The organism is Enterobacter sp. QK-SA4 (assembly GCF_056856775.1).
Genome location: NZ_JBXFXH010000007.1, coordinates 2,427,580 through 2,453,703, shown reverse-complemented (window position 1 = coordinate 2,453,703; position 26,124 = coordinate 2,427,580). Strand labels below are relative to the sequence as shown.

Sequence of the window (26,124 nt, the reverse complement as noted above, 5' to 3'; positions counted from 1 at the left end):
CGGGACTCCGAACGCCTGCTGGATTATACGGTTGACGTCACGTTGTGAGCGTGGCGTCGCTCTTTAGGCACAACGTTGATGTAATGCGTAACATACGCAAAATATAAACCGGCATAATTTTCGACAAGGTCGATAAACGCCGGGTATATCGACATCCGACCATCACCACGATCTTTAAGATATCCCGCCTCTTGTGCCGATTTGATAATTCGGTTGACGTGGATGCGTGAAACAAAAAATTCTTTTGCGAGCGTGCTGGCTGAATAGTCAATGACCGCACCGTGAGCGGATTTATTTTTCATGGCCTGCAGATAGATATAAAGCATAATCATACGGCCGCCATCTTTATCAATAAATAATCCCACCTCAGGCAACACCTTTCTGAACGTTAATCCCCGAAAAAGATATTCAGCCGCGCGGCGGAAGAAGTTGTTTCTCAAAATATCATTATCCAGCAGATTAACATTAATATTAAATGCCGGATAAAGAATGCTGACGGGCAAAAAAGCGCCGGACATATAACGCTTAAGTTCATTGAGTCCTTTTTCAGTTGGCGCGATTCTCGTTTTGCGTCGATCATCCGTGCAGCGCCAGGTCCTGATGCGCCCGGTGGTTCTCAGTATCGTAATGATCGCAATCACGCTGTTGGGGCTGGCTATTTTATAGCGAGAGCATAGCTCTTTAATCTCTGAAACTGACTCGGCCTGATTTCCAAAAATAAAACAACACATGGAGAGAATAATGTTAAATCGTGATTCCTGCAGCATTGTCTTGTAGAACAAAGGTTGTTTTTTGTAGATGGTGTCATTAATTGTGTAGTGCTCTAATATTGCCTCACCGAATCGCGGATTGTTCTTTATAACATCCCTTCGATGTAGCAAGGCCCTGGATGAGATGTGATTATCCATAGCATTTTTCTCGTATTTGAATGAGCCGATAGATGAAGTGTCCACTCTTCTTTTCGGAATTTTCATTATACCCTGAGAATAAGATGTTTGCCGTTGTTATTTGCAAAGAAAAGTACATTTAAACGACGGTGATTAACGCAAAGATGTTCCTGTGAGTTCAGCTGATATCTGTTTCTTACCCTGAGGCGGTACTGTAAAATTAATGTTTATAACAGGTGCGTTAAATTTTACGTATTCACAAATGGAAATGGCGCCTTAGTGCCCAGGAGCAGTTTATGACCCACACAATTTCTCTCAGAAATGAGGCGTGCGATGAACATAAATTTGTCATCTCCGCCTGCGGTTTTACGTTCCAGGGATATCGTCTGATCCTTAACCAGTACGGAATACAGGCTTCGCATATTCACTTTGACGGGGATGAGGCATCCCAACAGGATCTGGAAAATATCCTTATAAATCAGAGTGCTCATATTGTGGTGTTTCTCGGAAAAGGTATCGTCAGTCTCCTGGAGAGCCTGAAGCGACTGGCATCCGTGCTCAATGCACTTCCCGTTATTCGACGCGTCACCCTGTATGGCGACATACCGGATGGCTGGCTATATCGCACCCTGGGCACTCTTTTAAATAATAGTTATCAATTATCATTGATTCGCATAGCCCGCGTTTCAGATGTCGTCACTGGTTCTCAAACGCACCATCATGTTTTTAAAGATCGTTCGTACTTATTACGCGATCGCTACAATAATAATTCTTCGCAAGACAACGTAAAATGGCTAACAAAAAGAGAGATTGACGTTTTATTAAATTTCTACCGCGGCATGTCCGTAAAAGAAATGTGCGATGAAATGGGGCTTTCTAATAAAACGGTTTATACGCACCGTAAGGAAGGCGTGCTGAAATTACGCTTAATTAAGCGGTGGTTACACGACTCGCACAATTTTAATGCGGAAAGAAGTATCAAGCGGCGGAGTCAAAATACGGAGTTTACGGATAAGGAAGCAGAGATTTTTAATGCATTATATAAAAAAGAGATCTTCCCTGCTTATCAGATCATTACCGATCGTGACAAAAAAGGCGTAGGCTTTGAGATACTGATCCGCTGGAATAAAAACGGTAAAATTGTCAAGCCGGCCAGTTTTCTCACGGATATTTCAAACCATGAGATATGGTTAAAAATAACGGCGTTAGTCATCCATGCCGCCGTGTCCGGGATTAATAAGTATAACGGTAAATACTATTTTTCTGTGAATATTCCGCCTCGCCTGGCTTCCGGGAATGCATTGCCTGATATGGCAAAGAAAGCTATCGACATGCTGCTCAAACCGCAGTGGGCCGAGAAGCTGGTCTTTGAATTCGCCGAAGATATTGACGTGACGAAGGACAAAAGGATCCCTGAAACCATGCGGCATTTGCGTAATACGGGGTGTCGATTGTTCCTGGATGACTGCTTCTCTAATCATCAAACTATGTTCCCGGTGCGACAGGTGCATTTTGATGGACTCAAGCTGGACCGGGACATCGTTGAGCATTTTGTGGCAAACGACAATGACTATAACCTGATTAAAGCGATACAGATTTACAGCGACATGACCGGAACGGACTGTATTGCCGAGGGGGTTGATAGTGAAGAAAAGTTTGAAAAATTAGTCGCGCTGGGCGTCAAAAACTTTCAGGGATATTATTTGTCGCGGGCCGTGAAAGAGGAAGAGTTAGATCGCATGGTCAGGATTTTTAGCTAATAAAAAATAAAGCCCCGAAGGGCCTTTTATTATTTTCGACCCAGCAGCAGGCCGAGAACAATACCTACCGCACCCGCTGCGACGAGGCCGGTGAGGGGATTATTTCTGACAGCTTCAGTAACGTCGGAAACGGCATCGCTGGCCTGTGCGGCATATTTTTTAGCCGCACCTTTTACCTGATGCTTTGGTGAATCGACGAATTCACCAAACTGCTGCTGCGCTGAACCTGCAAGCTCGTCAAATTTATTTTTTGCTTTATCTTCAGCAAACTGGGTGTTTTTATCAGTACCGAAATCAGACATTTTTACCTCCTTTTGTTGATAATTAAAGGATAGCCGCTCTTTCTGGATGTGGGAGACATAAGGCTAAATTCGGTACACGTCAGGGCTGTTTTCGGATATATCTCTATACCGGGAACCCGTTATTTCTCATTGTCATCCTGACCGTAATACAGTTTCCCGATGCGAATCAGCGGGCGTCCCTGAGACTTACGATGCAGGTTACTGTCCCTGAGTGAATAAACGCACCCGCAGTACTCCTGCTGGTAAAACTGCTCCCGCTTGCTGATCTCAATCATGCGAGAGGAGCCGCCCTGTTTACGCCAGTTATAGTCCCAGTAAACCATACCCGGATAGCGCGCGGCAGCACGCTGGCCGCAGTCATTTATCTGCTGCATGTTTTTCCAGCGGGAGATCCCCAGCGAGCTGCTGATGACGCTGAATCCATTTTCTGCCGCATAGAGCGCCGTACGCTCGAAACGCATATCGAAGCACATGGTGCAGCGGACGCCACGCTCGGGTTCCCATTCCATGCCTTTCGCGCGCTCAAACCAGTTATCGGTGTCGTAATCGGCATCAACAAACGGCACGCCGTGTTTTTCCGCAAACCGAATATTTTCCTCCTTCCGAATGAGGTATTCCTTCTGCGGATGGATATTGGGGTTGTAGAAGAAAATCGTGTAGTCAATCCCCGACGCCTGGATAGCCTCCATCACTTCACCCGAGCAGGGGGCGCAGCAGGAATGCAACAGCAGCCTGTCGGCACCGTCTGGCAGGGAAAGTTGTGGGCGGATAAAAGGGGCTGTCGTCATGGCGTTCTGCAATATGTTTATGAAATTTATGGAAGGGTAGCATAAATTCAGAATCTGTTGAGGCGGGATCAAGGCAGGACAGAGCGATCCCGCAGGGCGGGATCTTCTCCGGTACCACGTGTCGCTATTCGGCAAATTTCAGCAGCGCGTCGCTATCAAGACGATAGCGAACCCATTCGGACTGCGGCAGCGCGCCTATGCTCAGGTAAAAATCAATGGCGGGCTGGTTCCAGTCCAGAACGCTCCATTCAAGGCGGCCGCACTGCCGTTTTACCGCGAGCTGCGCGATATGTTTCAGCAGCGCTCTTCCCGCGCCTTTACCGCGATAATCCGGAGAAACGTACAGGTCTTCCATATAAATCCCGTTGCGTCCCAGCCAGGTCGAATAGCTGGTGAAGAACACGGCATAGCCGGCTATCTTGCCGTCAAACTCCGCGATCAACGCTTCGGTTTTTGTGCCTGCGCCAAAGAGCGTTTCGCGGATCTCCTCCGGCGTGGTAACCACTTCTTCCGGCGCTTTTTCATACACCGCCAGCTCGTAGATCATGGCGTATATTGCCGCTGCATCTTCGGGGCGGGCCTGACGAATGGTGATGCTCATTGTTTTTCCTGTGTTTCGATTGATGGCGTTAAGCATACGGAGTATTGTCCGAAGAATTAAGTGCAATGAAATCAACAAATGATGAATATTATGCATCCGATACTGAGGCGTCTTGATTTAAACCTGCTGCCCGTTTTCGACGCGATTTACCGCCACCGTTCCGTTCGGCTGGCCGCTGACGAGCTGGCGATGAGCACATCGGCACTGAGCCATGCGCTGTCGCGTTTGCGCATCACCCTTAATGACCCGCTCTTTTTTCGCGAAGGGCATCGCATGTCCCCCAGCGTGTATGCCACTCAGCTTGCGCCTTCCATTGCTTCCGCATTGTCGTTCCTCAATCATGAGCTGACCCCGCAGCCGGAGTTTGACCCGCCCAGCAGTACCGAAAGCTTACAAATTGGGATTACGGACTTTACCGCGCTGTGCATTTTCCCGGCGCTGATGCACAAACTGCAGCTTGCTGCCCCGGGTTTGCGTTTCGAATTGCGCTATCTGCCGCACAGCCCTGCGCTGACGGAACTGCTGGCGGGCGAGGTGGATCTCGCGCTGGGGTTCAGCACTCAGGATGATATCCGGCACCCGGAGCTGGAAGAGATCGACTGGTTTGAAGATGAGTATGTGGTCATCAGCAACGCGCGCCGGACGCGTCTCACGCTGGAGGAGTATCTCGCGGCCCGACACCTGGTGGTGACGCCATGGAATGAGAAGCAGGGCGTCCTGGACGTGCGGCTGGAACAACTGGGCTATACCCGACAAATCGCGATCAAAACGCCGTCGATGCTCAGCGCGCCGTTTATCGTTGCGGAAAGCGACCTGCTGATGGCGATCCCCCGTTTTGCCGCTGAGAAGCTGGCTGCGGCAGCGGACCTGAGAATATTTCCTTTACCGTTTTCGATACGCACGTTTGAGGTGAAAATTTACTCGCATAAACGCAGCGGCCAGCGGGGCGCAACGCGCTGGCTTAAGGAGGAGCTGCAAACGCTGGCGCAGGCGCGTCATTACGGGCTGTCCGGCTCCCAGGAGAGGATGTCGCCGGGTTGACACTGCAGCGCCTCGCAAAATGAGTAGGGCGCTAAAGTCCAAACGATAAAAAGAGATGCGACCGGAGAGGAAAGTACGATATCGTAACTCTATGATTAAACGCGTAGTTCGCAGGAACACCGTCGCGACAGGACGATAAATGATTGATGACATCCGTTATCTGATAGTGTTTGCAAAGATTGCTGAGGCAGGATCCATTTCAGGTGGGGCGGAAGCGTTAGGGCTTACAACCGCAACGGCAAGCGCGCATTTATCAAAGCTGGAAAAAAATCTTGGCTGCGCGTTACTGTACAGAAATACCCGTAAACTCTCTCTGACTCACGATGGCGCCAATTTGCTGGAAACGGCCAAATCGATGCTGGCGCTGTATGAGCAGGGGGTCATTGAATTTAAGCAGCGTTCGATCTCAACGGCGAATAAGCTGACTGTTTCTCTTCCTGCCGTTTTTCTGAAGAGTGCGTTTACCCGCCATCTGGCCGATTTTATAAAACGTCATCCGGGCATTTTACTGAATATCTCTTATAGCGATACGCGCAGAGATATTATTGCCGACGGTATCGATGTGGCATTTCGAATCGGCGAGCTTCCGGACAGTTCTCTTAAAGCGCGCCATCTTTTTGTGCTCCCGCGCCAGGTAGTTGCGTCCCGGGAATTGCTCAGCCATTACCCGACGATTACGCATCCTGATGACCTGGCGAAACTGCCATGGATTGGACTCAATATGAGGCAGAATAACCGGGAATTTCGACATAAAAATGGAGAAGTGGCCGTCGTAACGTATACGCCCACGGTGTATGTAGATAATGTCGAAGCCGCTTATGCCCTTGCCAGACAACAAATTGGTCTCGCAGCACCTCCTCGCTATTTAAGCGAAGAGGATGTTAAGCGCGGAGAAATGCAGGAAATACTTCCTGACTGGTCATTAGAACCGCTGAAAGTCTATGCCGTATGGCCTTCTAATATGTCGACCAGCAGTATTGCCTACAAATTGATTAATGATATTTATAACGCGATTGAGTTTCACGCGTTATAACGGGTTTAAAACGCTAAAAAGAGCATGTAACACGCCGTAATAAGCAACAGTCCGCCCATCAACACGTTAAACGTGCGGAGCTGCCGCGTGCTCCTGAGCAGCACAGATACTTTTTCTCCCATCAATGCCCATGCTGAAAGCGACATATAACAGACTAAAAAATAGACCGTGATAAAGACGAGAGCTGTCACAGGGCTAGAGGGTTCAGAAAACATCGCTGCCCCAGAGGCGCACGCGGTCCATGCTTTGGGGTTGATCCACTGCATGACAAAACCCTGAATAAAACCGGGTGAATCCGTTTTTGTTAATGACATATCGGACCGTGACGACGCTATCTTATAGCCCAGACACATGATAAATAAAGAACCGGCAATATTAAGATACCGGAAAAACACTGGATATTTTTCGATTGCAGCGTAAAAGCCGAAACATATAAAGATAAGTAATAACGTAAACCCTATCGTTGCACCGGAGACAAATGAGAAGGTCTTTCTAAAGCCGTGAACGGCACCAGACGATATAATCACCATATTAACGGGGCCAGGAGAAAAGGAAAGCGTCAGTGAAAATATAAACATTGTTAAAAATACCAGCATTTTATCTCCGTGGGTTGGTTTATCTGCATTAGAGGTACTACGACTATTAAGTCACAACTTTACTCGTCATGTGTCTGAATACTACCTGGGAACGTATGCCAGAATAAGTGGCCTTTATCTAAAGGTGTGTTTGATTTTTTGCACCGTTCGCGCAGGCGCGGATGGCCCATTAGTGACAGGGTTTCAGTTGCTATCTCAAGGAGGAACGGCAAACGCTGGCGCAGTTTGCAAGGGAGTCCTATGCCGGGCAAGCTCAGCGCTACCCGGAAAAGGTGGAAACAAGGGATAGTCAATTTAACGGCAGGTAGATATCCGTTTGCAGCGCATGTTCTGGCACCTCGTGAATGAAGTTGAGGTAGTGGAAAAATACCGGGGCATCGCGCAGCGTTTCGCCGCTGGCCGGTAGCCAGTCGCGAAACATCGCCCACACCGTGGCGGAAATGGTATCCAGAGAACCCGTGTGGCGGGCTACGGCGTAACGTCCACCGTCGATTTCACCACTGCAAACCCCGAATTCATTTTCTGGTATCGCTTCAGAGATACTGCCGCAGATATCGAAACGAAAGGCGTCTGCGGGTGTGGTTGCCGGGTCATCCCAGGCGATACCAAACGTGCTGCTTTCGTGTACTGGCGATAGGCCCGAGCTTTTACGCCAGGCAATAAATTTCGCCGCGCTGTCATTTACCCGATCCGGGTTGCCACGGTGCTGAAGCATTGCCACTTGGGTCTGTGGGAAATCGACAATCTTAATTTCCATCGTTTTTTGCTCCTGAAAGGTCATTTTCGGTACGCGCTGGTGCCAGTTCAGCCAGTCCGGCTGCTGCCGAAACTGACGCGGGCTTTTTCCAAACGCGTTTCTGAAGGCGCGACTGAACGATTCAGGGCTCTGGAACCCGGCATCGAGCGCAATATCAATCACCTTATCCTGAGGATTAAACGCCAGTCGCCAGGACGCATGACGCAGGCGCAGCCACTGAATATAGCGATACAAAGGCTGGCCGCTAAACGCCAGGAACTGCCGGTGAAAATGATAAGGCGAACAGCAGGCTAACGCGCTGAGCTTCTCCAGCGTGAGCGGTTCATCGAGATGTTGGGCGATATAGTCGCACACCGTCGTGAAGCGCTCGCGGTAAGCCGTTTTGATTGCATCGTTCATTGCATCCTCCTGATGACCTACTTTGCCTCACCGAACGGCCAAAATCCTGACCGATCTTGCTGATTATGGAGAGGTTATACTGGCGGTATATCGTTGTGCGACAGCAAACGTTCCGTCGTACCTAAGATACTGCTAAATGATGAATGAAGACTCACTTCCTGTACTTATATTAGGTTTGTCATAATCCAAATTTTCTTAGCTACAAAATTTTATGAGAGGTAATGATGGTAAAGGACTTAAAGCCAGAACAAATCGAAATCATAAACCGTATTGTATTTGAGCAAATCGAAAAGATGCAGGCCAGCGTGGCCAAAATTGTTGCTGAAACGGAGAGAACTACGCACCAGCAGCTGCAGGATAGCGGGATTGATATGATCGATTTTTATCCGGCTAATAAGGATTATTTGATGATGACTCTCGTTCAACACTTAATAAATCAAATACATGGCGGCAATATGGTTCTTGCCCAAAAAATGATATCCATGGAAGCAAAACGGCTGAACATCAGCGTACATGTTGAGGCAGATTAAATAATCTCGAATAAGGAATAAATTAATGGGGCCATGCTTGTGAGCAGACAAATTCTTTGATTATCGCTGAGGCTATCAGCTGCTCGCCGCTGAAGTGCGGCCAGCAGCTGATAGCTTCTTTTTTCAATTCGCTGCATGATTTGCGCAAATTTCAGCGCAAAATTCCATAAAGGCTTCGACAGTAGCGGGGGGCAGTCGACGAGATGGCCGCGTGATATACAGCGGATAGGTTTCGCCAGGCCATTCCGGAAAAAGTTCGACCAGCATTCCGTCAGCGATCAACTGCGTGACGCTGAGTGAAAGTACCTGGGCAATGCCAACACCACTTACGCAGGATTGCACCATCAGATCTACATCGGTTGTCGTCAAATGACCATGAGTATCAATAGCCAGTACTTCGCGATCACGACGGAATTCCCACTCAAACGGTTTCCCGCGGCGAGGATCGATATACTGAATGCACTCATGCGTGACTAGTTCTTCAGGATGCTCAGGTCGACCATGCCGTTTCAGATATGCCGGTGATGCCACAGTGAGTACGCGCGTCTGAAAGAGCAATTTCGAAGAAATAGTTGAGGGGAGTTGTGGCCCGAAACGCACCGCAACATCTATACCCTCTGTCACAAGATCCCCTACGTCAGGCTGCTGCACTACTGTAAGTTCCAGTTCCGGATGACGTTCGCGCAAAAGAGGCAGTTTCGGGGCCAAAATATAACGAGCAAAGATTGGATTAACGCTGACCCGTAATGATCCTCGTACAGCAATGGCGGCACCGGATACGTAGCTTGCCGCAACTTCAATCCCTTCAAGATGTGGCGAGGCGCGCTCATACAAAGCCCGGCCTTCGTTCGTCAGGTTCATCGTACGCGTCGTACGGTTTAGCAAACGCACACCGAGCCTCTCTTCAAGGCGATCTATCGATCTGCTCACGCCAGAAGCGGACAGTCCCAGCACCTCGCCAGCGCGACTGAAACTACCCGCCTCGACAACTGCGGCCAGCACGCTCAATCCTGACAGTAGCCTTCCGTCAAAACTCATAGAGACTCACCTTTGAATTTATTCAAATATAATTTGCATAAAACTACCTTTATCAAAAATGGTGCGCAACCTATTGTGTCAGCCAATTCGTTGCCAGGCGCTATTTTCCCTGTCCCCGGCTGGGCAAACCTCGCAACGAACTGCATCACTTAACCCTGAGGAATACGAAATGACAACGACGCGCACTCTTTTTAAAGGCGGCATCATCCTTACTTTGGATGCCGATATACCCAACCTCTCCGTGGGCGATGTTCTCGTCCATGGCGACCGTATCGCAGCTGTGGGTCCGGAACTGCAGGCGGATGATGCCCTGGTAATTGATGCAGCTGGCCATATCGTTATGCCCGGCCTGGTGGATGCTCATCACCATATGTGGCTTGGCGTAATGCGCCGCATGATGCCAAATGTCGACGATCTGTTTGATTACATTGATGTGGTCGCAGAGAAACTGGGCAAACATTATCGTCCCCTGGACATGTACCTGAGTACCAGTCTCACGGCACTTGCTTCACTGGATGCCGGTATTACTACCATCATTGATGCCTGCCACAACTCGCGCAGCCCCGAGCATACTGATGCAGCATTAGATGCTCTAAAGGAAAGCGGCATCCGTGCGTTACATATGGTCGGTGCAGCAATGGATAAAGAAGCTTCATCGGCGCATTTGCCTGCCGATTTGGAGCGACTCTCGCGAAGCTGGAATACAAGTGACAGCCTGGTGCACGTTGGTCTGTTTGGTCAGCTCAATCTTGACTGGTGGAAGGTCGCTCGCAAACTCGACATGCGCATTCTGACCGAATTCATCGGCGATCTCGCCAATCTAGGCCCTGAGTTTGCCACGCCGGGCGTACTGGGCACACATAACATCTTCAACCACTGTTCAAGGGTTCCTCAGGATACCTGGAAGCTCCTGGCCGATTCAGGAGTAAACATCACGGTCAATCCACGGTCGGATGCGCTATTTGGCTTCGACGATGAAAGTTTTGCCTACCAGCAGGCTGTCGATCGCGGCTTGACCCCGGCACTGGGCATTGACCTTGATACTGCCTTTGGCAGCGATATGTTCGGTGAAATGCATGCTCTGTTCGGGCAACAGCGATCGGCTATGCGCTACCGTCGCTTCCGTGGTGAGGACAATGTGCCGTCACCCATCACGGCCGAGGAGGTCCTGAAAGCGGCAACGGTTAATGGCGCGCGTGCGGCCGGTTTGGAGGATCAGATTGGCACCCTTACGCCAGGCAAGCAGGCCGACATTATCATGGTTCGCACCAGCGGAGCCGCTGTTTTCCCGGTAACCAACGTAATTGGTACCGTCGTGCAGGCGATAGAGCGGTCTGATGTGGATACCGTGATGGTGGCCGGCCAGCTTCGTAAACGTGCGGGCAAGTTGGTGGATATTGATCTGGCGGCGCTCAGTACAGAGATAACCGCTTCTCGTGATTACCTGCTCAACGCCAGCGGCTATCACATCGATCTTTTTAAAGCATCCTGATGACAGAGCGGCCTGATACACCGGGCCGTTCAACCCACTTAATCATATTTCATAAAGGATAATGACATGGGAGCCCTCGCCATTAAGCGGTTTGCGGAGGATAACACCCCGCGCGTCCTGCTTCCCCGCCCGGAAACGGGCGTTATTGCCGCACTTTTCTTTGGCTATCTGGCAGTCGGACTGCCACTGCCGGTGATTCCATTGTTCATCCATGGTCATCTCGGCTTCAGCAACCTGGTGGTGGGACTAGTGATCGGCATCCAGTTTCTGGCCACGGTGCTCACCCGCGGCTATGCCGGACGGGTTACGGACCAGCAGGGCGGTAAACGTTCTGCTCTGCAGGGAACAATCCTTTCAGCGATAGCAGGGGCGCTGTATCTGGTGGCTTCGGTAACGGATTTATCGCCTGCTGCAACCCTTTGCATTGTTATCGCAGGTCGTCTGATGGCCGGTTTTGGCGAAAGTCAGTTCGTGACGGGATGTGTGTCCTGGGCCATTGCCTCAGTTGGCCCTCAGCGCGCCGGTATGTCCATGTCCTGGACCGGCATCGCGATGTTCGCGGCGCTGTCGATTGGTGCTCCTGTTGGCATGGCGTTATATCAGCATTACAGCCTCACAATGGCGATGATTGCCTGTATTGCTGCACCGATGTTGGCCGCTCTGGTTGCATTTTGTACCACATCATATATATCGCCTGGAGGTCCGCGACTGCCATTCCATCGCGTAGTAGGGCGCATCTGGCGCGAAGGGCTGGGATTAATGCTGCAGGGCGTTGGGTTGTCAGGACTAACCGCTTTTGCCTCGCTGTACTTTGCGGCACATCACTGGCAGAACGCCGGCCTGGTGATGACTGCGTTTGGTCTGGGTTTTATTTTCATTCGCCTCGCCCTGGGGCATCTGCCAGACCAAACAGGCGGCTATCGCGTTGCGGTTTGGTCACTGGTGGTTGAAGCGCTTGGCCAGGCAATGTTGTGGTTGGGTTCAAACGAATGGATGGCACTAGCAGGTGCTCTGGTTACCGGACTGGGCTGTGCACTGGTTTTCCCCGCACTGGGCGTCGAAGCCTTGAGACGTGTTCCACAAGCCAACCGCGGCAGTGCAATGGGCGCATTCGTTGCATTTCTGGATGTCGCTTATGGAATCGCCGGGCCGGTAGCTGGCCTGATCGCCGGTCAGTTTAGTTATGCCGCTGTATATCTGTCTGGTGCGGCCTGTGCGCTGCTGGGGGCGCTGATTGCGAGCGCGTCTCGCATGCAGCAGTCCTGAATAAACATTCGAGCCGGCAGCCTTTGCTGTCGGTTTACTAATCTGGAGAAATTATATGTCACGCATTTTCATCTCCGGTTCGTCCACAGGCCTGGGTCTGATGGCGGCCGAACTGCTGGTTCAACAAGGACATCAGGTTGTGTTGCACGCGCGTAATGCGAACCGTGCAGAAGATGCGCAACGCGCCTTACCGCAGGCTGAAGCCGTCGTTGTCGGTGACCTGGAGGCAATTGAAGGTGCCAGGCAAACGTCATTACGTGTCAACGCCCTGGGACGCTTCGATGCCGTCATCCACAATGCTGCCGTTGGCTACAATGAAGCGTATCGCGTGACCTGCGACGGGCTGCCGCACGTTTTCGCGATCAACACGCTCTCGGCTTACATCCTCACCGCGGTGATTGAACGTCCGCATCGCCTCGTCTACCTGAGTTCGGGTATGCATCATCATGCCCGGGCAAACCTGGATGATATTCTCTGGCGCAAACGTCGCTGGAATGGGGCCGACGCCTATGCGGAGAGTAAATTGCACGACGCTATGCTGGCTTTTGCTCTGGCGCGTCGCTGGCGTGATGTGCGTAGTAACAGCCTCGAGCCTGGCTGGGTGCCGACAAAGATGGGGGGGCCGCATGCCCCGGACGATATGGACCAGGCGCACCTGACCCAGGCCTGGCTTGCCGCCAGCCGTGATACTGAGGCTGACGTAACGGGGAAATATTTCTATCACATGAAGCGCATGACGGCTAATCCGCAGGCGCACGACGTTGCATTGCAGGATCGTCTCATTAATATTTGTACTGAGATTTCAGGTATAGCGCTGCCGGAGTAATACGTAACGTTAATGAAATGCGCATTAACCATAAAAAACAGAGTGTTTACATATCAAGGATAAAATAGGTACCATACCCCCCTATAGTATCAGGAGGGCGTATGCCGCATTCACCCGAAGATAAAAAACGTATTCTTACTCGCGTCCGCCGCATTCGGGGCCAGGTTGATGCCCTTGAACGCGCGCTGGAGTCGGGCGACCCCTGTCTGGCCATCCTGCAGCAAATCGCCGCCGTGCGCGGGGCTGCCAATGGCCTGATGGGCGAAATGGTTGAAATTCACCTCAAAGATGAGCTGGTGACGGGGGAAACCACGCCGGATCAGCGAGCCGTACGCATGGCAGAAGTCGGCCATTTGCTGCGCTCTTATCTAAAATAAACCCACACACCTGACAAAAAGGGAAGACATGATGAAATCTCGCGCTGCAGTTGCATTTGGTCCCGGCCAGCCGCTGAAAATCGTTGAAATCGACGTGGCACCGCCGAAGAAAGGCGAAGTGCTGATCAAAATCACCCATACCGGCGTGTGCCATACCGATGCGTTTACGCTGTCCGGTGACGATCCTGAAGGCGTTTTCCCGGCGGTACTCGGCCATGAAGGCGGCGGGATTGTGGTGGAAGTGGGCGAGGGCGTGACCAGCCTGAAGCCGGGCGATCACGTTATCCCGCTGTACACCGCGGAGTGCGGCGAGTGTAAGTTCTGTAAATCCGGTAAAACCAACCTCTGCCAGGCGGTTCGCGCTACCCAGGGGAAAGGGCTGATGCCGGACGGTACCACCCGCTTCTCTTATAACGGTGAACCTGTTTATCACTACATGGGCACCAGCACCTTCAGCGAATACACCGTTTGCGCGGAGATCTCGCTGGCGAAGGTGAACCCGCAGGCGCCGCTGGATAAAGTCTGCCTGCTGGGCTGCGGCGTGACCACCGGTATCGGCGCGGTGCATAACACGGCAAAAGTCAAAGAGGGCGACACCGTGGCGGTGTTCGGTCTCGGCGGCATTGGTCTGGCGGTGATTCAGGGCGCGGTGCAGGCGAAGGCCGGTCGTATCATCGCGGTCGACACCAACCCGGAGAAATTCAAGCTCGCGGGTGAAATGGGCGCGACCGATTTCGTTAACCCGAAGGATCACGAAAAACCGATTCAGGATGTCATCGTTGAGCTGACCGACGGCGGCGTTGACTTCAGCTTCGAATGTATCGGCAACGTGAACGTGATGCGTTCCGCGCTCGAATGCTGCCACAAAGGCTGGGGCGAGAGCATCATCATTGGCGTGGCCGGCGCGGGCCAGGAGATTAAAACCCGTCCATTCCAGCTGGTCACCGGTCGCGTGTGGCGCGGTTCCGCGTTTGGCGGCGTGAAGGGCCGTACTCAGCTTCCGGGTATGGTTGAAGATGCTATGGTCGGCAAGATTCAGCTCGACCCGTTCATTACCCACCGTTTGCCGCTGGAGCAGATCAACGACGCGTTCGATCTGATGCACGAAGGAAAATCCATCCGTACCGTCATTCATTTCGGCGACAAGTAACTCTTCTGCCAGCGGTTTTTCACCGCTGGCGTTTCTTTAATAATCTTCTCTAAAGTGTGACCAGTGCGGCGTTTTTAGCCGTAATCTAAATCCCCACCGTGCCGATGACTATTTAACACGCATGTTTTTACGCATCTTACCTACAAGAGAGTCGACGGTCATGGACAACACTACTTCGATGCAGGCGCAGCGCAAGCTGAGCTTCTTGCATCACATCAGGCTGGTTCCGCTGTTTTCCTCCATTCTCGGTGGCATTATTCTTCTCTTCGCCTTGAGCTCGGGTCTGGCGGGGTATTTCCTGCTGCAGGCCGATAACGATCAGCAGGATGTCACATCCGAAATTCAGGTGCGTATGGGGCTGTCGAACAGCTCAAACCATCTGCGAACCGCGCGTATCAATCTGATCCACGCCAGTGCGGCAAGCCGCATCGCGGAGATGGATGCGATGAAGCAGAACATCAGCGAGGCGGAAAAGCGCATAAAGCAGTCCCAGGATAGCTTTACCGCCTATATGAACCGTACGGTGCGCACCTCTTCAGACGAAGCGCTGGACGCTGATCTGAAAGCACGCTACGAGGCTTATATCTCGGGCATGCAGCCGATGGTGAAATTTGCCAAAAACGGCATGTTCGAAGCGATTATCAACCACGAAAACGAAACGGCGCGCCCGCTGGATGACGCTTACAACGCCGTGCTGCTGAAGGCGATTAAGATCCGTACCGACCGTGCCAATGCGCTGACGGCGCAGGCGCACAGCCGCACGCAGCTGGGCCTGATGTTTATGGTGGGCGCGTTTGCGCTGGCGCTGGTGCTGACGGCGATGACCTTTGTCGTGCTGCGCCGTACGGTAATCAATCCTTTGCAGCGTGCAGCGAAACGTATCGAGAATATCGCCAAAGGCGACCTGACGATGCCGGACGACGTGGCCGGGCGCAGCGAAATTGGCCGCCTGACGCGCGATCTGCAAACCATGCAGCACTCGCTGGAAAACACCGTGGGCACCGTACGTCAGGGGGCGGAGGAGATCTACCGCGGCACCAGCGAGATTTCTGCCGGTAACACCGATCTTTCTTCGCGTACCGAACAGCAGGCTGCGGCCATTGAGCAAACCGCCGCAAGCATGGAACAGCTCACCGCGACGGTGAAACAGAACGCTGATAACGCCCATCATGCCAGCAAGCTTGCGGAAGATGCCTCCGGGAAAGCCAGCCGCGGCGGCCAGATGGTCTCCGGCGTGGTCAAAACCATGGGCAATATCTCCACCAGTTCGAAAAAAATCTCCGAGATCACCGCCGTCATCAACAGCATTGCGTTCCAGACCAATATCCTGGCGCTTAACGCGGCGGTAGAAGCGGCGCGGGCGGGCGAGCAGGGGCGCGGGTTTGCCGTGGTAGCAAGCGAAGTCCGAACCCTTGCAAGCCGCAGTGCGAATGCCGCAAAAGAGATCGAAAGCCTGATTAACGAATCGGTCTCGCTGATCGACCAGGGCTCCGGTGAGGTCGTGGCCGCCGGTAACACCATGAATGAAATCGTCGAAGCGGTTAAACGCGTGACCGACATCATGCTGGAGATTGCCGCCGCGTCCGACGAGCAGAGCCGCGGTATTGTGCAGGTTAGCCAGGCGATTTCTGAGATGGATAAAGTGACCCAGCAGAACGCCTCGCTGGTGGAAGAAGCCTCCGCGGCGGCGTCTCTGGAAGAACAGGGCGCGCGTCTGACCGAGGCGGTCGGGGCGTTTCGTCTGAGCGGTGCAAAGTCGGGCCGCGCGGTGACGTCTGCGCCAGCGGCGAAGAACGCGCCGTTGCGTCCGGCGGCGACGGTTTCCGGGGATAACTGGGAGACGTTCTGAGTTGTCGGCAGTGTCGGGTGGCGCTTCGCTTACCCGACCTACAAAATCTGACCTACAAAAAAGGGACCTTTCGGTCCCTTTTTCACATCTTATTGCTTATCGGGTAACGCGTACGCGATAACGTAATCCCCGCGATCCGGAGACTGGCGGGCGCCCCCGGCGTTAATGATGATGTACTGCTTACCGGTTTTCGGCGACACGTAGGTCATCGGGCCGGACTGGCTGCCGACCGGCAGGCGGTCTTTCCAGATCTCTTTCCCGGTGGCGGTATCAAACGCGCGCAGGTAGAAATCCTGCGTGCCGGCGAAGAACAGAAGGCCGGACTGGGTAGAGAGCGAAGCGCCCAGCGTCGGCATGCCGATTGGGATTGGCATGTGCATGCGAATGCCCAGCGGGCCGGTATCTTCCACCGTGCCGACAGGCACCTGCCACACCAGCTTGCCGGTTTTCAGGTCAACGGCCGACATGGTACCAAACGGCGGCTTCTGGCACGGAATGCCCAGCGGCGACAGGAAGCGTTCGCGCATTGCGCCGAACGGGGTGCCGTCCATTGGTACGATGCCCATCTCGATGCCGCTGGCGTTTTTCGCCACGTTAGCGCGCGGCACCATGTAGTTTGCCAGGCCCAGGCGCATATCGTTGACGAACATCAGGCTGTTGTTCGGGTCAACGGAGACGCTGCCCCAGTTCATCCCGCCGAGAGAGCCGGGGAACTGCAGGGAACGGTCGAGACCCGGCGGGGTGAAGACGCCTTGATGGCGCATCTCTTTAAACTGAATGCGGCACAGCAGCAGGTCGACAGGCGTCGCCCCCCACATGTCGGATTCGGTCAGCGTCTGGTTGCCAATCATCGGCATGCCAACGGAATACGGCTGGGTCGGAGAGTAGCGTTCACCCTCAACGTTACCTGCCGGAACGGGACGTTCTTCTACCTTCGCCACCGGCTTGCCGGTTTCGCGGTTAAGCATGAAGATCATGCCCTGCTTGCTGGTCTGCACCAGCACAGGCGTGGTGCCGCCTTTACCGTCAGGCAGATCGTACAGCAGCGGCTGGGAAGGCAGGTCGAAATCCCACAGGTCGTGATGGGTCGTCTGGAAATGCCAGCGCACCTGACCGGTGGTCGCGTCGACGGCGACGATGGAGGAACTGTACTTATCATCCAGCGCGGTACGTTCGCCCGCCCAGAAATCCGGGGTGGCGTTGCCGGTTGGCAGGTAGATCAGGTTCAGCTTAGCGTCGTAGGACATCGCTGACCAGACGTTCGGCGTGCCGCGGGTGTAGGTCTGGCCTTCCGGCGGCAGGCCGGTCAGGTTCGGATTACCCGGGTCCCACGCCCACGCCAGCTTACCGGTGTGCACGTCGTAGGCGCGCACCACGCCCGGCGGTTCGCCGGTTGAGTAGTTATCCGCGACGCGACCGCCGACGACGACAACATTGCCTGCGACCAGCGGCGTAGAGGTCTGCTGATAATATCCGGGCTTGATCTCGCCCATGCCGACGCTCAGATCCACGGTACCATGGTCGCCGAAATCTTCGCAGACCTTGCCGGTATCCGCGTTGATGGCAATCAGGCGGGCGTCGGTGGTCGGCAGGAACAGGCGGCGAGGGCATGCCGCAGGCTGTGTTTCTGCCTGTGACGTTGTCACGCTGGAATGATCTTCAAAATAGCCCAGACCGCGGCAGCGCTGCCAGTTAGGCGCCGTGGCTTTGGAATCGTAGCGCCATTTTTCTTTGCCGGAATCCACGTCCAGCGCCAGCACTTTACTGTATGGAGTACAGACGTACAGCGTGTCGCCAATCTGCAATGGCGTGTTCTGATCTTCCGCGCCGGAGCCGTTGCTCTGCGGAATATCGCCGGTGTGCGCAACCCAGGCGACCTTAAGGTCGCTGACGTTGTGCTTGTTAATCTGGTCCAGCGCGGCGAAACGGTCGCCGTGGGTGGTATTGCCCCAGTGCTCCCAGTTTTTTTGCTGCTCGCCGGGGGCGACGGGTTTCACCGGAACGGGCTCGTTCGCTGCCACGAGGGTCTGCGGCTTAAACATCCAGCCCAGGCTGACCAGCATCGCCACCGCGAGCACGGCCGCGACACCAAAAGCGGGAGCCTTGTTCGCGGCGCTGTGGTTTGCCGCGCGCAGGAAAGGCCAGACGATGGCGCAGAGGAAGGCCAGTACGGCAAAGGTAAACAGGCGAGAGAAGAGCGGCCAGAAATCCCAGCCCGCATCGCCTACCGCCCAGAACAGCGAGGCAATAAAGGCGATGCCGTAAAGCACGATCCCGCTGCTGCGATTGAGGAAAATCAGGATCGCGGCAATCACCATCACCACGCCCATTATCAGGAAGTATCCACTTCCGCCTACGGTGACGAGCTTAAAGCCCAGCCCGCCGACCGCCAGACCGATGAGCAACATCAGTCCGGCAAGAAGCCACTGCAGGATACGCGGTATCCCACGTGGCGCGCTGCCAAATGCCATTTCTGTCTCCTTAAGATCCCCCCGTCGTGCTGGGTATGTACCAGTTGGGTAATAAATGCGGAGGGAAGAATGATTAATACGGGTGAATTCGGAGTTACAAAATGCTTTGCGAACCATTTGGTGAATTCGCCGCTATGATAAAACTGTTAAATTGTTTTACGCAATTGTTAATGAATGATTTCGCATTAATTGATTAGGGCGCAGGACAATGCCCTCGCCCCGCTGGGGAGAGGGTTAGGATGAGAAGAGAAAGGTGTCAGACCGGCATTGATTTACGGATAGCGCTCAGCAGCGTCTGCGCGCCCGTTGAAAGCGGCGTGTCTACGCGGGTCAAAATGCCGATAGGTTCACCGGGGCCGGGGGAGGTAATCGGCAGGGCAATCAGCGTTCCCTGACGTAAATCATCTTTCACCGCGCCGGATGGGACGAACCAGACGTAGTCATAATCCAGCGTAAGCTGGCGCGAAAGCGAGGCCGACAGCGTTTCGATACATCCTGAGGGCAGCGTACACCCCTGCATTTGCAGCAAGGTTTCTGCGGTCTGGCGGGGAACTGTCCCTTTTGGGCAGACCACTACCGGCCACTCCATAACGCGGCTTAATGTGACTGTGTCCTGCAGCAGGGGGTGATCGGGACGAACCACCAGCTTCAGGGACTCCAGGAACAGCAGTTCATAGTTGAGGCCGCCCATCAGCTCAGGGTCGGACATGCGACCGATTCCGAGATCCAGTTCGCCCGATTTCAGCCCCGCGAGCAGCATAGTGTTATTCATGGTAGCGACCTGAATCGTGGTATGCCGCTGCTGCTTGTGGAACTGGCCGATAACGGGTGGAAGGATGCCCAGCGCCGCGGTAGGCAAAGCACCCACGCGCACCACCTCACTGGTTTGCTCTTCTTTTCTGTGCAGGGACTGGCCTGCGGTATTGAGCGCATCCAGCACTTTCACGGCGTGCGTGAGGAACTGTTCGCCCACGATGGTAAGCTGCGCCCCCAGCCGGCCGCGGTCAAAAAGACGGGCACCGGTCAGCTGTTCCAGCTCGTTGAGGGTTTTTGAGAGCGCAGGCTGGCTCAGGTTGAGAGTTTCAGCCGCACGCCCCAGCGTTCCCTGTTGAGCGACGGCCACAAATGTATGCAAATGGCGCAAGCGTATGCGCTGACTGAACAGACCATTTTTTTCCATAGGCGATGTTAAAAACAGAGCGATGCGGGTGACAAGTTAAGTTGTTTAATTTTGATAACCTGATAGCAAAATATTTTTAACATTTGATCTGTTTGAGTTACAACATGTTTTTTGGCGGGGGAATAAAAGCGAACATCCTTGTTCATTTATTGCTCATAGCGGAGGGGTATCGTTTAACGGTTTAGATCACGCCGTCACCGCCATCGGAACACCACACCTGGCCGGACGTGAATGAACATTCATCCGAGGCCAGCGTGACGTACAGCGGGGCAATCTCAACGGGCTGGCCCGGACGTCCCAGCGGGGTGTCGCCGCCGAACTCCTTCACTTTTTCCATCGGCTGCCCGCCGCTGGACTGCAGTACCGTCCAGTAAGGGCCAGGGGCAACCGCGTTGACGCGAATACCTTTCGGACCCAGCTGTTTGGCTAAGGATTTGGTAAACACCGCCAGACAGGCTTTCGTCTGGGCGTAGTCCAGCAGCACGGGGCTAGGCTTCACCGCCTGAACGGACGAGGTATTAATGATAACGGACGACGCTTTCAGGTGGCGCAGCGCCGCCTTGGTGATCCAGAAAGGGGCGTAAACGTTGGTTTTAAACGTTGCGTCAAAATCTTCCGTGGTCAGTTCCTCAAGCGATTCACGGAACTGCTGACGGCCGGCATTGTTGACCAGAATGTCCAGCCCGCCCAGTTTCGACACGGCTTCTTCGACCAGATTCTGACAGAAGGTTTCGTCCCGGACGTCCCCCGGCAGCGCGATAGCCTTGCGACCTTCGGCTTCAATCAGGTCGATGACCTCAGCGGCGTCTTTTTCCTCTTCGGGCAGGTAGTTAATGGCAACGTCAGCGCCTTCACGAGCATAGGCGATAGCGACCGCGCGACCAATACCGGAGTCACCGCCGGTAATCAGCGCTTTTTTGCCGGCCAGGCGGCCATGTCCTTTGTAGCTTGTTTCCCCGTGGTCGGGTACAGGCTGCATTTCGGATGCCAGTCCCGGCGGCGTTTGCGGCTGTTCCGGGAACGGGGGCTGCGGGTAAGCGTTCGTACGTTGTTTAGTATCACTCATAGCTGACTCCTTAAGCCAAGGGGTGAGATTTGATGGATAACTGCAGCGTTAACGCTTCGCTGAATTATTTCTGCAAACGATCGACACGGACGACGGCAGGAGATGATTTTTTATCAAGCGAACCGTTGATACTGATCATCTGGTCGGGTTTTACCGTTCTGCCGTCGAAGACTGCCTGGGGAATAATAACGTCGATTTTTCCGGTTTTATCCTGAAATATAAACTTATCGCCGCTACCGTCAATAAGATTACCGCGTAATGAAATTGTCGCGCCATCATGCAATTCTTTTGCCTGCTTGATGGTCATAATACGCGCGTCGTCGGTTCCGCGATATCCGCTATCAAGCGCGTGGGGAGGCGGTGGCGCTTCGCCTTTTTGTAACCCCCCGTTATTATCTGCCCATGCGGCCGGAACCAGAAATATCAATAAAGCGGAAATAAGTGATAATTTCATCCGATATCCTTCATTTTGCGTGTCTTGACTTATTAAGTATTGTTGCTATTCCTTTATGTGGCAAATGTGATAAGTCCTAAAAACATTCGCGTTAGAAATCAAAATTATCGGATAATAAGCGAAACGGTGACGATGGCCATGAAGCGTGAAAATGAAAAGTTACCCGGGATAGATGAGAGTTACCGTTTGCTGACGTTTGAATACGCGTTTCGTCAGGTGGGTTTTATTGTTCTGCTGGGTATTATCGTCGCGGCGATTGCCGGTTTTTTTTCCAGCGGAATGGTCAGCGACACGGTCAAAACGAATTCCGCTAAATCATTGACCATAAACTATGAACGCTTTGGGCGACGGGAGACAGAGACGCGGATGGCGCTCGCGTTTCCGGTGCAAACGGAGGGGAAGTATGTCCTCAGCATGGCCAGCGAGAGCAGCGATGCGTATGAGCCCGGCAGCGTCTGGCCGCAGCCGGATGCTATGTTCAGCCGCGGAAAGACCCTCTTTTTTGTCTATAACAACCTGAAAAAAACAGACAGCTTCTCCGTGTTACTCTTCACGACACCTTCCAGAGCCGGTAAATGGAACACCGTCTTCCGCGTCAACAGCGAGCCGGAAATTAACATCTGGCAATTTATTTACCCCTAGGAGGCTGATATGGATATGGTCTTTCGCGCGCTGGCTATTTATCTGTTTCTGGTGGTGGTATTTAAAGTGGCCGGGCGTCGCGCGCTGCTGCAGATGACCAGCTTCGATCTCATTCTGCTCCTTATAATTAGTGAAGCCACGCAGCAGGCGCTTCTTGGACAGGATTTTTCCGTGACCGGCGCGATGATAACCATTACCACGCTGGTGGTAGTGGATATTATTTTCGGGCTGATGAAGAAATATTTCTCGCCGGTTGAGAATATTCTGGATGGCACTCCTGTTATTCTTGTTGAGAACGGTGTGCCGTTAGCCGATAAACTGAAAAAAGTTGACGTGTCCTGTGATGATATTCTGGTGTCAGCGCGTCAAAATAATGGCATTACGGAAATAAGCGACATTAAATATGCCATACTTGAGCGCAATGGTCATATTTCAATCATTCCTTTCGAGAAATAAGAGGCGGCAAGATGAGCAATCTTTTTCACGACAGCAATAATACCGTGGGTGAACTGACGAAAAAACTGGCGAGCAAATTAACCGATCTCGGGCTTCGCTTAACCACCGCGGAATCCTGCACGGGCGGAAAGCTCTCGGTGGCGCTTTGCGCAGAGGAAAACACCGCCGAATTTTATGATGTTGGGCTGGTCGTGTTCAGCGATGAAGCCAAAGCGCGGATCCTCGGCGTGCACCCTGAGACGCTGGCGCGGTTTACTGCCGTGAGCGAGCAGACGGTAACCGAAATGGCCGCCAGTATCCGCGACATCGCCCAGGCGGATATCAGCATCGCCATCAGCGGCTACGCGGGCCCGGAAGGGGGCGACGACGGCACGGCGGCGGGGACGGTCTGCTTTGCGTGGAACATACGCGGCGAGACGAAGACCCGCACCGTGCTTTTCTCCGGTGACTGTCAGGACGTGGTCGAAAAAGCGGTGCATTACGCGCTGGCTGAACTGGTGACAACGTTGTCGGACGGGAATAACGAATAAACTCACGTGGAGGTTCTATGGCTGTCATAGTGATTACCGGCGGGACAGCGGGCGTGGGAAAAGCCACGGCGCTGCACTTTGCAAAGGCGGGTTACGACGTGGGGCTCATCGCCCGCGATGAAGCCAGCCTGCACTCTACCCAGGAGGAGCTACGGCGCTTTGGCGTTAATGCCCACGCCGTGCAGGCGGACGTCGCCGACAGCCAGGCGGTGGTGGATGCCGCTAACGAAATTGAGTATCGCCTCGGCGCAATTGATGTCTGGGTGAACAACGCCATGGGGGCCGTTCTGGCACCGTTCCGAACCCTCACGCCGGACGAGTTTCGCCGCGTGACTGAGGTGACGTACCTCGGCTACGTGAACGGCACTCGCGCCGCGCTCGAACTTATGGTTCCGCGCGACAGGGGCGTGATTATCCAGGTGGGGTCCGCGCTGGCCTACCGTTCCATTCCGCTGCAGTCAGCCTACTGCGGGGCAAAAGCGGCGATCCGCGGGTTCACCGACGCGGTGCGTACCGAGCTGATGCATGAGAACAGCCGGGTTCAGCTTTCGATGGTGCAGATGCCCGGGCTCAATACCCCGCAGTTCGAATGGGCGAGGAACAAGTTTGCCTGGGCGATGCGCCCGGTGCCGCCTGTCTTTGAGCCTGAGGTGGCCGCCAGCGCCATCTTCAGGGTGGCGCAAAAACCGGTTCGCGAGCTGTGGGTCGGCAGCAGCACCATCCAGTCAATTGTCGGGCAATTTTTCTTCCCCGGTTTTCTCGACCGGCTGATGGTGAAAAAGGCGTGGGAAGGCCAGATGACCGACGATCTCAACGCGCCGGATCGTCGGGACTACCTCGACCAGCCGGTTAACGATCTGCATAAAATCCATGGCCGCTTCACTAACGAGGCGAAAACCCGCGCACCGTCCGTCACCTCCGGCATGCCGGGTAAGGTGGCGCTGGGCGCCCTCGCGGTGGCGGGAATAGTGCTGACGCGTCTGATAACCCGCCGGAAACTGTAATCAGCGCAGCGCGCTACGGTGCGTCCAGAACCAGCGATAGCCGTAGCCGCCAAGACTGAGCTTTACGGTTTTACCGCAAATCAGCGCGTCATCGTAGCGCTTGTCCTCGAGACAGGCGGTCCAGGTGGCGTTGCGGATCCCTTTGGCGGTGAACTGCACCGGCTGGTTGCTGAAGTTGACGAAGGTCAGGATGCTGCGCTCGTCGGTCTCGTAATAGAGCCCCAGCACCGCGTCATCATCTATTGTGATAAGGCGAAAGGGCGCAACGGCAATTTCGGGGAACTCCGAGCGGGTGTTGGCAATATCGATGATCCGGTGCAGAAGCGAGTTGTGGTGAAGCAGCGAATCGGCGACGTTGACTTTCTGATAGCGGTAAGGGCCGTGGTCGATAATCGGTGCGATAAATTTTTCAGGGTCGGCTGCAGAGAAACCGCCTCCCTGTGACCCCGCCCACTGCATCGGGGTGCGGACGGCGTAGCGCTCCTCCAGATCCAGGTCGTCACCCATGCCGATCTCGTCGCCGTAGCGCATCACCGGGACACCCGGCAGGGAAAACAGCACCGCGTGGCAGAACGCCAGCCGCTTCCGATCGCCGTTGAGCATCGGGGCCAGGCGGCGGCGGATCCCGCGCTGATAGACGTTCATCTCCTCATCAGGGGCGAACGTGTCGAGGACAAACTGTTTGTCTTTCTGACTAATGCCTTCCAGATCCAGCTCGTCGTGGTTGCGCAGCCAGTTGGCAAAACAGCAGGAGTCAGGCGGGACGATCATCTTCTTCACCGCATTGCGCAGCGGGCGGGCGCTTTTGCGGGCCAGGCTGACGTAGAAATACTTGTTGAGCCAGAAGTTGAGCACCAGATTCAGGCGGTCGTTTTTGCCGAAGTAGTCTTTATAGGCCTCAACGTCTACGTCAACTTCGCCAAGCAGGATCGCGTCCGGATTGCGCTCTTCGATAAGACGCCGCATATGCTCGAGGATCCACAGACCCTTTTTTTCATCACCGTTCCCTGCCTGGGTGGTGAGGTGGGATGCGGCATCGAGGCGAAATCCCGACACGCCAAGCTTGAGCCAGAAGAGGATGATGTTTTCAATCTCTTTAAGCACCGCGGGCGAGGTGAGGTTTAGATCCGGCTCGTGGCGATAAAACATGTGTCGGTAGTATTGTCCCGCCTCGTCGTCCCAGGTCCAGATGCTCTTTTCCACGCCGGGAAACATGGGGGGCGTATCGTCCTCGTCGTTATCCGACCAGAGGTAGTAATCACGATAGGGTGACGCCGGGTTACGGCGGGCCTGCTGGAACCAGGGATGCGCGTCCGACGTGTGCTGGATCAGCAGCTCGATAATGACCTGCATGCCCAGCTCGCGGGCCTGTTCGATAAAAGCGATGATATCGGCCAGCTTTCCGAAGCGGGGATCCACCTGGAGGTGGTCGCTGACGTCGTAGCCTTCATCGAGAAAGGGCGTGAGGTAAAACGGGGTGATCCAGATGACCGTCGCCCCCATGCGGCGAATATAGCGCAGCTTGGCCGCGATCCCGGCGATGTCCCCGCAGCCATCGCCGTTCAAATCATAAAATAGCGCGGTATCAATCTGATAAATAATGGCTCGTGTATGCCAGTCGGTCATAGC

27 protein-coding genes are annotated in these 26,124 nt (G+C 53.9%); 14 read left to right on the top strand and 13 right to left on the bottom strand.

What is annotated here, in order from left to right:
- Positions 1-23 precede the first annotated feature (23 nt).
- Complete coding sequence (locus tag AC1VYI_RS13255; protein WP_032668361.1) at positions 24-908, bottom strand: helix-turn-helix domain-containing protein; 885 nt, start codon at positions 906-908, stop codon at positions 24-26.
- A 275-nt stretch (positions 909-1,183) separates the two neighbouring features.
- On the opposite strand from AC1VYI_RS13255, the gene AC1VYI_RS13250 reads away from it, so the two are divergent.
- Positions 1,184-2,647, top strand: coding sequence for an EAL domain-containing protein (locus tag AC1VYI_RS13250; RefSeq protein WP_134866289.1), 1,464 nt, complete (start codon positions 1,184-1,186; stop codon positions 2,645-2,647).
- 29 nt (positions 2,648-2,676) lie between these two features.
- On the opposite strand, the gene AC1VYI_RS13245 is transcribed toward AC1VYI_RS13250, so the two are convergent.
- The 3 genes from AC1VYI_RS13245 to AC1VYI_RS13235 form a co-directional block, all read right to left on the bottom strand.
- On the bottom strand, positions 2,677-2,949 hold the full coding sequence (locus tag AC1VYI_RS13245) for an ElaB/YgaM/YqjD family protein (protein WP_023311651.1): 273 nt from the start codon (positions 2,947-2,949) through the stop codon (positions 2,677-2,679).
- 119 nt (positions 2,950-3,068) lie between these two features.
- Complete coding sequence (locus AC1VYI_RS13240) at positions 3,069-3,737, bottom strand: epoxyqueuosine reductase QueH (RefSeq protein WP_023311652.1); 669 nt, start codon at positions 3,735-3,737, stop codon at positions 3,069-3,071.
- A 124-nt stretch (positions 3,738-3,861) separates the two neighbouring features.
- The gene (locus tag AC1VYI_RS13235; RefSeq protein WP_023311653.1) at positions 3,862-4,338 is read right to left on the bottom strand and encodes a GNAT family N-acetyltransferase; all 477 of its coding nucleotides are present in this window, start codon (positions 4,336-4,338) and stop codon (positions 3,862-3,864) included.
- A gap of 78 nt (positions 4,339-4,416) precedes the next feature.
- Here AC1VYI_RS13235 and AC1VYI_RS13230 point away from each other — a divergent pair, with 78 nt between their 5' ends.
- Positions 4,417-5,379 (top strand): LysR family transcriptional regulator, encoded by a 963-nt coding sequence (locus tag AC1VYI_RS13230; RefSeq protein ID WP_134866286.1) that lies wholly within the window; start codon positions 4,417-4,419, stop codon positions 5,377-5,379.
- On the opposite strand, the gene AC1VYI_RS13225 is transcribed toward AC1VYI_RS13230, so the two are convergent.
- Positions 5,337-5,459: a helix-turn-helix domain-containing protein gene (locus tag AC1VYI_RS13225; protein ID WP_126811362.1), complete on the bottom strand. Its 123-nt coding sequence runs from the start codon at positions 5,457-5,459 to the stop codon at positions 5,337-5,339. The genes AC1VYI_RS13230 and AC1VYI_RS13225 overlap by 43 nt on opposite strands.
- A gap of 59 nt (positions 5,460-5,518) precedes the next feature.
- Here AC1VYI_RS13225 and AC1VYI_RS13220 point away from each other — a divergent pair, with 59 nt between their 5' ends.
- Positions 5,519-6,412, top strand: a complete 894-nt coding sequence (locus AC1VYI_RS13220; RefSeq protein ID WP_045399165.1) for a LysR family transcriptional regulator — start codon at positions 5,519-5,521, stop codon at positions 6,410-6,412.
- Positions 6,413-6,417: 5 nt separating this feature from the next.
- Here the strand turns inward: AC1VYI_RS13220 and AC1VYI_RS13215 are convergent, their stop codons facing one another.
- Together AC1VYI_RS13215 and AC1VYI_RS13210 are read right to left on the bottom strand one after the other, a co-directional pair.
- A complete protein-coding gene (locus tag AC1VYI_RS13215; protein ID WP_023311656.1) occupies positions 6,418-7,008 on the bottom strand; it encodes a LysE family translocator in 591 nt (196 codons plus the stop codon).
- A gap of 289 nt (positions 7,009-7,297) precedes the next feature.
- The gene (locus AC1VYI_RS13210; RefSeq protein ID WP_045620237.1) at positions 7,298-8,164 is read right to left on the bottom strand and encodes an AraC family transcriptional regulator; all 867 of its coding nucleotides are present in this window, start codon (positions 8,162-8,164) and stop codon (positions 7,298-7,300) included.
- Between the two features lie 224 nt (positions 8,165-8,388).
- Here AC1VYI_RS13210 and AC1VYI_RS13205 point away from each other — a divergent pair, with 224 nt between their 5' ends.
- Positions 8,389-8,694 carry a nitroreductase gene (locus AC1VYI_RS13205; protein WP_134867377.1) on the top strand — a complete coding sequence of 102 codons (306 nt, stop codon included), beginning with the start codon at positions 8,389-8,391 and terminating at the stop codon, positions 8,692-8,694.
- A gap of 123 nt (positions 8,695-8,817) precedes the next feature.
- Here the strand turns inward: AC1VYI_RS13205 and AC1VYI_RS13200 are convergent, their stop codons facing one another.
- Positions 8,818-9,732 (bottom strand): LysR family transcriptional regulator, encoded by a 915-nt coding sequence (locus tag AC1VYI_RS13200; RefSeq protein ID WP_134866285.1) that lies wholly within the window; start codon positions 9,730-9,732, stop codon positions 8,818-8,820.
- 169 nt (positions 9,733-9,901) lie between these two features.
- On the opposite strand from AC1VYI_RS13200, the gene AC1VYI_RS13195 reads away from it, so the two are divergent.
- The 6 genes from AC1VYI_RS13195 to AC1VYI_RS13170 all read left to right on the top strand — a co-directional run bounded on the left by AC1VYI_RS13195 (position 9,902) and on the right by AC1VYI_RS13170 (position 16,692).
- On the top strand, positions 9,902-11,224 hold the full coding sequence (locus AC1VYI_RS13195; protein ID WP_134866283.1) for an amidohydrolase family protein: 1,323 nt from the start codon (positions 9,902-9,904) through the stop codon (positions 11,222-11,224).
- Between the two features lie 66 nt (positions 11,225-11,290).
- Positions 11,291-12,490: an arabinose transporter gene (locus tag AC1VYI_RS13190; RefSeq protein WP_134866281.1), complete on the top strand. Its 1,200-nt coding sequence runs from the start codon at positions 11,291-11,293 to the stop codon at positions 12,488-12,490.
- A gap of 55 nt (positions 12,491-12,545) precedes the next feature.
- Complete coding sequence (locus AC1VYI_RS13185; RefSeq protein ID WP_134866279.1) at positions 12,546-13,316, top strand: SDR family NAD(P)-dependent oxidoreductase; 771 nt, start codon at positions 12,546-12,548, stop codon at positions 13,314-13,316.
- A gap of 101 nt (positions 13,317-13,417) precedes the next feature.
- On the top strand, positions 13,418-13,693 hold the full coding sequence (locus tag AC1VYI_RS13180; protein WP_003857256.1) for a metal/formaldehyde-sensitive transcriptional repressor: 276 nt from the start codon (positions 13,418-13,420) through the stop codon (positions 13,691-13,693).
- A gap of 31 nt (positions 13,694-13,724) precedes the next feature.
- Positions 13,725-14,843 carry an S-(hydroxymethyl)glutathione dehydrogenase/class III alcohol dehydrogenase gene (locus AC1VYI_RS13175; protein ID WP_059445526.1) on the top strand — a complete coding sequence of 373 codons (1,119 nt, stop codon included), beginning with the start codon at positions 13,725-13,727 and terminating at the stop codon, positions 14,841-14,843.
- Positions 14,844-15,003: 160 nt separating this feature from the next.
- Complete coding sequence (locus tag AC1VYI_RS13170; RefSeq protein WP_134866277.1) at positions 15,004-16,692, top strand: methyl-accepting chemotaxis protein; 1,689 nt, start codon at positions 15,004-15,006, stop codon at positions 16,690-16,692.
- A gap of 89 nt (positions 16,693-16,781) precedes the next feature.
- Here AC1VYI_RS13170 and AC1VYI_RS13165 read toward each other — a convergent pair whose 3' ends face one another.
- The 4 genes from AC1VYI_RS13165 to AC1VYI_RS13150 all read right to left on the bottom strand — a co-directional run bounded on the left by AC1VYI_RS13165 (position 16,782) and on the right by AC1VYI_RS13150 (position 21,863).
- Positions 16,782-19,163, bottom strand: coding sequence for a glucose/quinate/shikimate family membrane-bound PQQ-dependent dehydrogenase (locus AC1VYI_RS13165; RefSeq protein WP_155033215.1), 2,382 nt, complete (start codon positions 19,161-19,163; stop codon positions 16,782-16,784).
- Positions 19,164-19,419: 256 nt separating this feature from the next.
- Positions 19,420-20,343, bottom strand: coding sequence for a LysR substrate-binding domain-containing protein (locus AC1VYI_RS13160; RefSeq protein ID WP_023311667.1), 924 nt, complete (start codon positions 20,341-20,343; stop codon positions 19,420-19,422).
- A gap of 181 nt (positions 20,344-20,524) precedes the next feature.
- Positions 20,525-21,409, bottom strand: coding sequence for an SDR family oxidoreductase (locus tag AC1VYI_RS13155; RefSeq protein ID WP_023311668.1), 885 nt, complete (start codon positions 21,407-21,409; stop codon positions 20,525-20,527).
- Between the two features lie 64 nt (positions 21,410-21,473).
- Entirely contained in the window at positions 21,474-21,863 is a 390-nt protein-coding gene (locus tag AC1VYI_RS13150; RefSeq protein ID WP_047174310.1) for a YdeI family stress tolerance OB fold protein, read from the bottom strand.
- A 138-nt stretch (positions 21,864-22,001) separates the two neighbouring features.
- On the opposite strand from AC1VYI_RS13150, the gene AC1VYI_RS13145 reads away from it, so the two are divergent.
- Genes AC1VYI_RS13145 through AC1VYI_RS13130 form a run of 4 tightly spaced genes read left to right on the top strand, consistent with a single transcriptional unit; the run spans position 22,002 to position 24,495 of the window.
- Positions 22,002-22,505 (top strand): hypothetical protein, encoded by a 504-nt coding sequence (locus AC1VYI_RS13145; RefSeq protein WP_134866274.1) that lies wholly within the window; start codon positions 22,002-22,004, stop codon positions 22,503-22,505.
- Between the two features lie 9 nt (positions 22,506-22,514).
- The gene (locus AC1VYI_RS13140) at positions 22,515-22,961 is read left to right on the top strand and encodes a DUF421 domain-containing protein (protein ID WP_023311671.1); all 447 of its coding nucleotides are present in this window, start codon (positions 22,515-22,517) and stop codon (positions 22,959-22,961) included.
- Positions 22,962-22,972: 11 nt separating this feature from the next.
- Positions 22,973-23,491, top strand: coding sequence for a 2-oxo-tetronate isomerase (locus AC1VYI_RS13135; protein WP_134866271.1), 519 nt, complete (start codon positions 22,973-22,975; stop codon positions 23,489-23,491).
- 17 nt (positions 23,492-23,508) lie between these two features.
- A complete protein-coding gene (locus AC1VYI_RS13130) occupies positions 23,509-24,495 on the top strand; it encodes an SDR family oxidoreductase (protein ID WP_134866269.1) in 987 nt (328 codons plus the stop codon).
- On the opposite strand, the gene AC1VYI_RS13125 is transcribed toward AC1VYI_RS13130, so the two are convergent.
- Positions 24,496-26,121, bottom strand: a complete 1,626-nt coding sequence (locus AC1VYI_RS13125) for an alpha-amylase family protein (protein WP_134866267.1) — start codon at positions 26,119-26,121, stop codon at positions 24,496-24,498.
- Between the last annotated feature and the right edge of the window lie 3 nt (positions 26,122-26,124).

What these genes read in the sequence shown, in the direction of transcription:
- AC1VYI_RS13255 (WP_032668361.1), bottom strand. Translation starts at nt 908, where the DNA reads ATGGATAATCACATCTCATCCAGGGCCTTGCTACATCGAAGGGATGTT.
- AC1VYI_RS13250 (WP_134866289.1), top strand. Translation starts at nt 1,184, where the DNA reads ATGACCCACACAATTTCTCTCAGAAATGAGGCGTGCGATGAACATAAA.
- AC1VYI_RS13245 (WP_023311651.1), bottom strand. Translation starts at nt 2,949, where the DNA reads ATGTCTGATTTCGGTACTGATAAAAACACCCAGTTTGCTGAAGATAAA.
- AC1VYI_RS13240 (WP_023311652.1), bottom strand. Translation starts at nt 3,737, where the DNA reads ATGACGACAGCCCCTTTTATCCGCCCACAACTTTCCCTGCCAGACGGT.
- AC1VYI_RS13235 (WP_023311653.1), bottom strand. Translation starts at nt 4,338, where the DNA reads ATGAGCATCACCATTCGTCAGGCCCGCCCCGAAGATGCAGCGGCAATA.
- AC1VYI_RS13230 (WP_134866286.1), top strand. Translation starts at nt 4,417, where the DNA reads ATGATGAATATTATGCATCCGATACTGAGGCGTCTTGATTTAAACCTG.
- AC1VYI_RS13220 (WP_045399165.1), top strand. Translation starts at nt 5,519, where the DNA reads ATGATTGATGACATCCGTTATCTGATAGTGTTTGCAAAGATTGCTGAG.
- AC1VYI_RS13215 (WP_023311656.1), bottom strand. Translation starts at nt 7,008, where the DNA reads ATGCTGGTATTTTTAACAATGTTTATATTTTCACTGACGCTTTCCTTT.
- AC1VYI_RS13210 (WP_045620237.1), bottom strand. Translation starts at nt 8,164, where the DNA reads ATGAACGATGCAATCAAAACGGCTTACCGCGAGCGCTTCACGACGGTG.
- AC1VYI_RS13205 (WP_134867377.1), top strand. Translation starts at nt 8,389, where the DNA reads ATGGTAAAGGACTTAAAGCCAGAACAAATCGAAATCATAAACCGTATT.
- AC1VYI_RS13200 (WP_134866285.1), bottom strand. Translation starts at nt 9,732, where the DNA reads ATGAGTTTTGACGGAAGGCTACTGTCAGGATTGAGCGTGCTGGCCGCA.
- AC1VYI_RS13195 (WP_134866283.1), top strand. Translation starts at nt 9,902, where the DNA reads ATGACAACGACGCGCACTCTTTTTAAAGGCGGCATCATCCTTACTTTG.
- AC1VYI_RS13190 (WP_134866281.1), top strand. Translation starts at nt 11,291, where the DNA reads ATGGGAGCCCTCGCCATTAAGCGGTTTGCGGAGGATAACACCCCGCGC.
- AC1VYI_RS13185 (WP_134866279.1), top strand. Translation starts at nt 12,546, where the DNA reads ATGTCACGCATTTTCATCTCCGGTTCGTCCACAGGCCTGGGTCTGATG.
- AC1VYI_RS13180 (WP_003857256.1), top strand. Translation starts at nt 13,418, where the DNA reads ATGCCGCATTCACCCGAAGATAAAAAACGTATTCTTACTCGCGTCCGC.
- AC1VYI_RS13175 (WP_059445526.1), top strand. Translation starts at nt 13,725, where the DNA reads ATGAAATCTCGCGCTGCAGTTGCATTTGGTCCCGGCCAGCCGCTGAAA.
- AC1VYI_RS13170 (WP_134866277.1), top strand. Translation starts at nt 15,004, where the DNA reads ATGGACAACACTACTTCGATGCAGGCGCAGCGCAAGCTGAGCTTCTTG.
- AC1VYI_RS13165 (WP_155033215.1), bottom strand. Translation starts at nt 19,163, where the DNA reads ATGGCATTTGGCAGCGCGCCACGTGGGATACCGCGTATCCTGCAGTGG.
- AC1VYI_RS13160 (WP_023311667.1), bottom strand. Translation starts at nt 20,343, where the DNA reads ATGGAAAAAAATGGTCTGTTCAGTCAGCGCATACGCTTGCGCCATTTG.
- AC1VYI_RS13155 (WP_023311668.1), bottom strand. Translation starts at nt 21,409, where the DNA reads ATGAGTGATACTAAACAACGTACGAACGCTTACCCGCAGCCCCCGTTC.
- AC1VYI_RS13150 (WP_047174310.1), bottom strand. Translation starts at nt 21,863, where the DNA reads ATGAAATTATCACTTATTTCCGCTTTATTGATATTTCTGGTTCCGGCC.
- AC1VYI_RS13145 (WP_134866274.1), top strand. Translation starts at nt 22,002, where the DNA reads ATGAAGCGTGAAAATGAAAAGTTACCCGGGATAGATGAGAGTTACCGT.
- AC1VYI_RS13140 (WP_023311671.1), top strand. Translation starts at nt 22,515, where the DNA reads ATGGATATGGTCTTTCGCGCGCTGGCTATTTATCTGTTTCTGGTGGTG.
- AC1VYI_RS13135 (WP_134866271.1), top strand. Translation starts at nt 22,973, where the DNA reads ATGAGCAATCTTTTTCACGACAGCAATAATACCGTGGGTGAACTGACG.
- AC1VYI_RS13130 (WP_134866269.1), top strand. Translation starts at nt 23,509, where the DNA reads ATGGCTGTCATAGTGATTACCGGCGGGACAGCGGGCGTGGGAAAAGCC.
- AC1VYI_RS13125 (WP_134866267.1), bottom strand. Translation starts at nt 26,121, where the DNA reads ATGACCGACTGGCATACACGAGCCATTATTTATCAGATTGATACCGCG.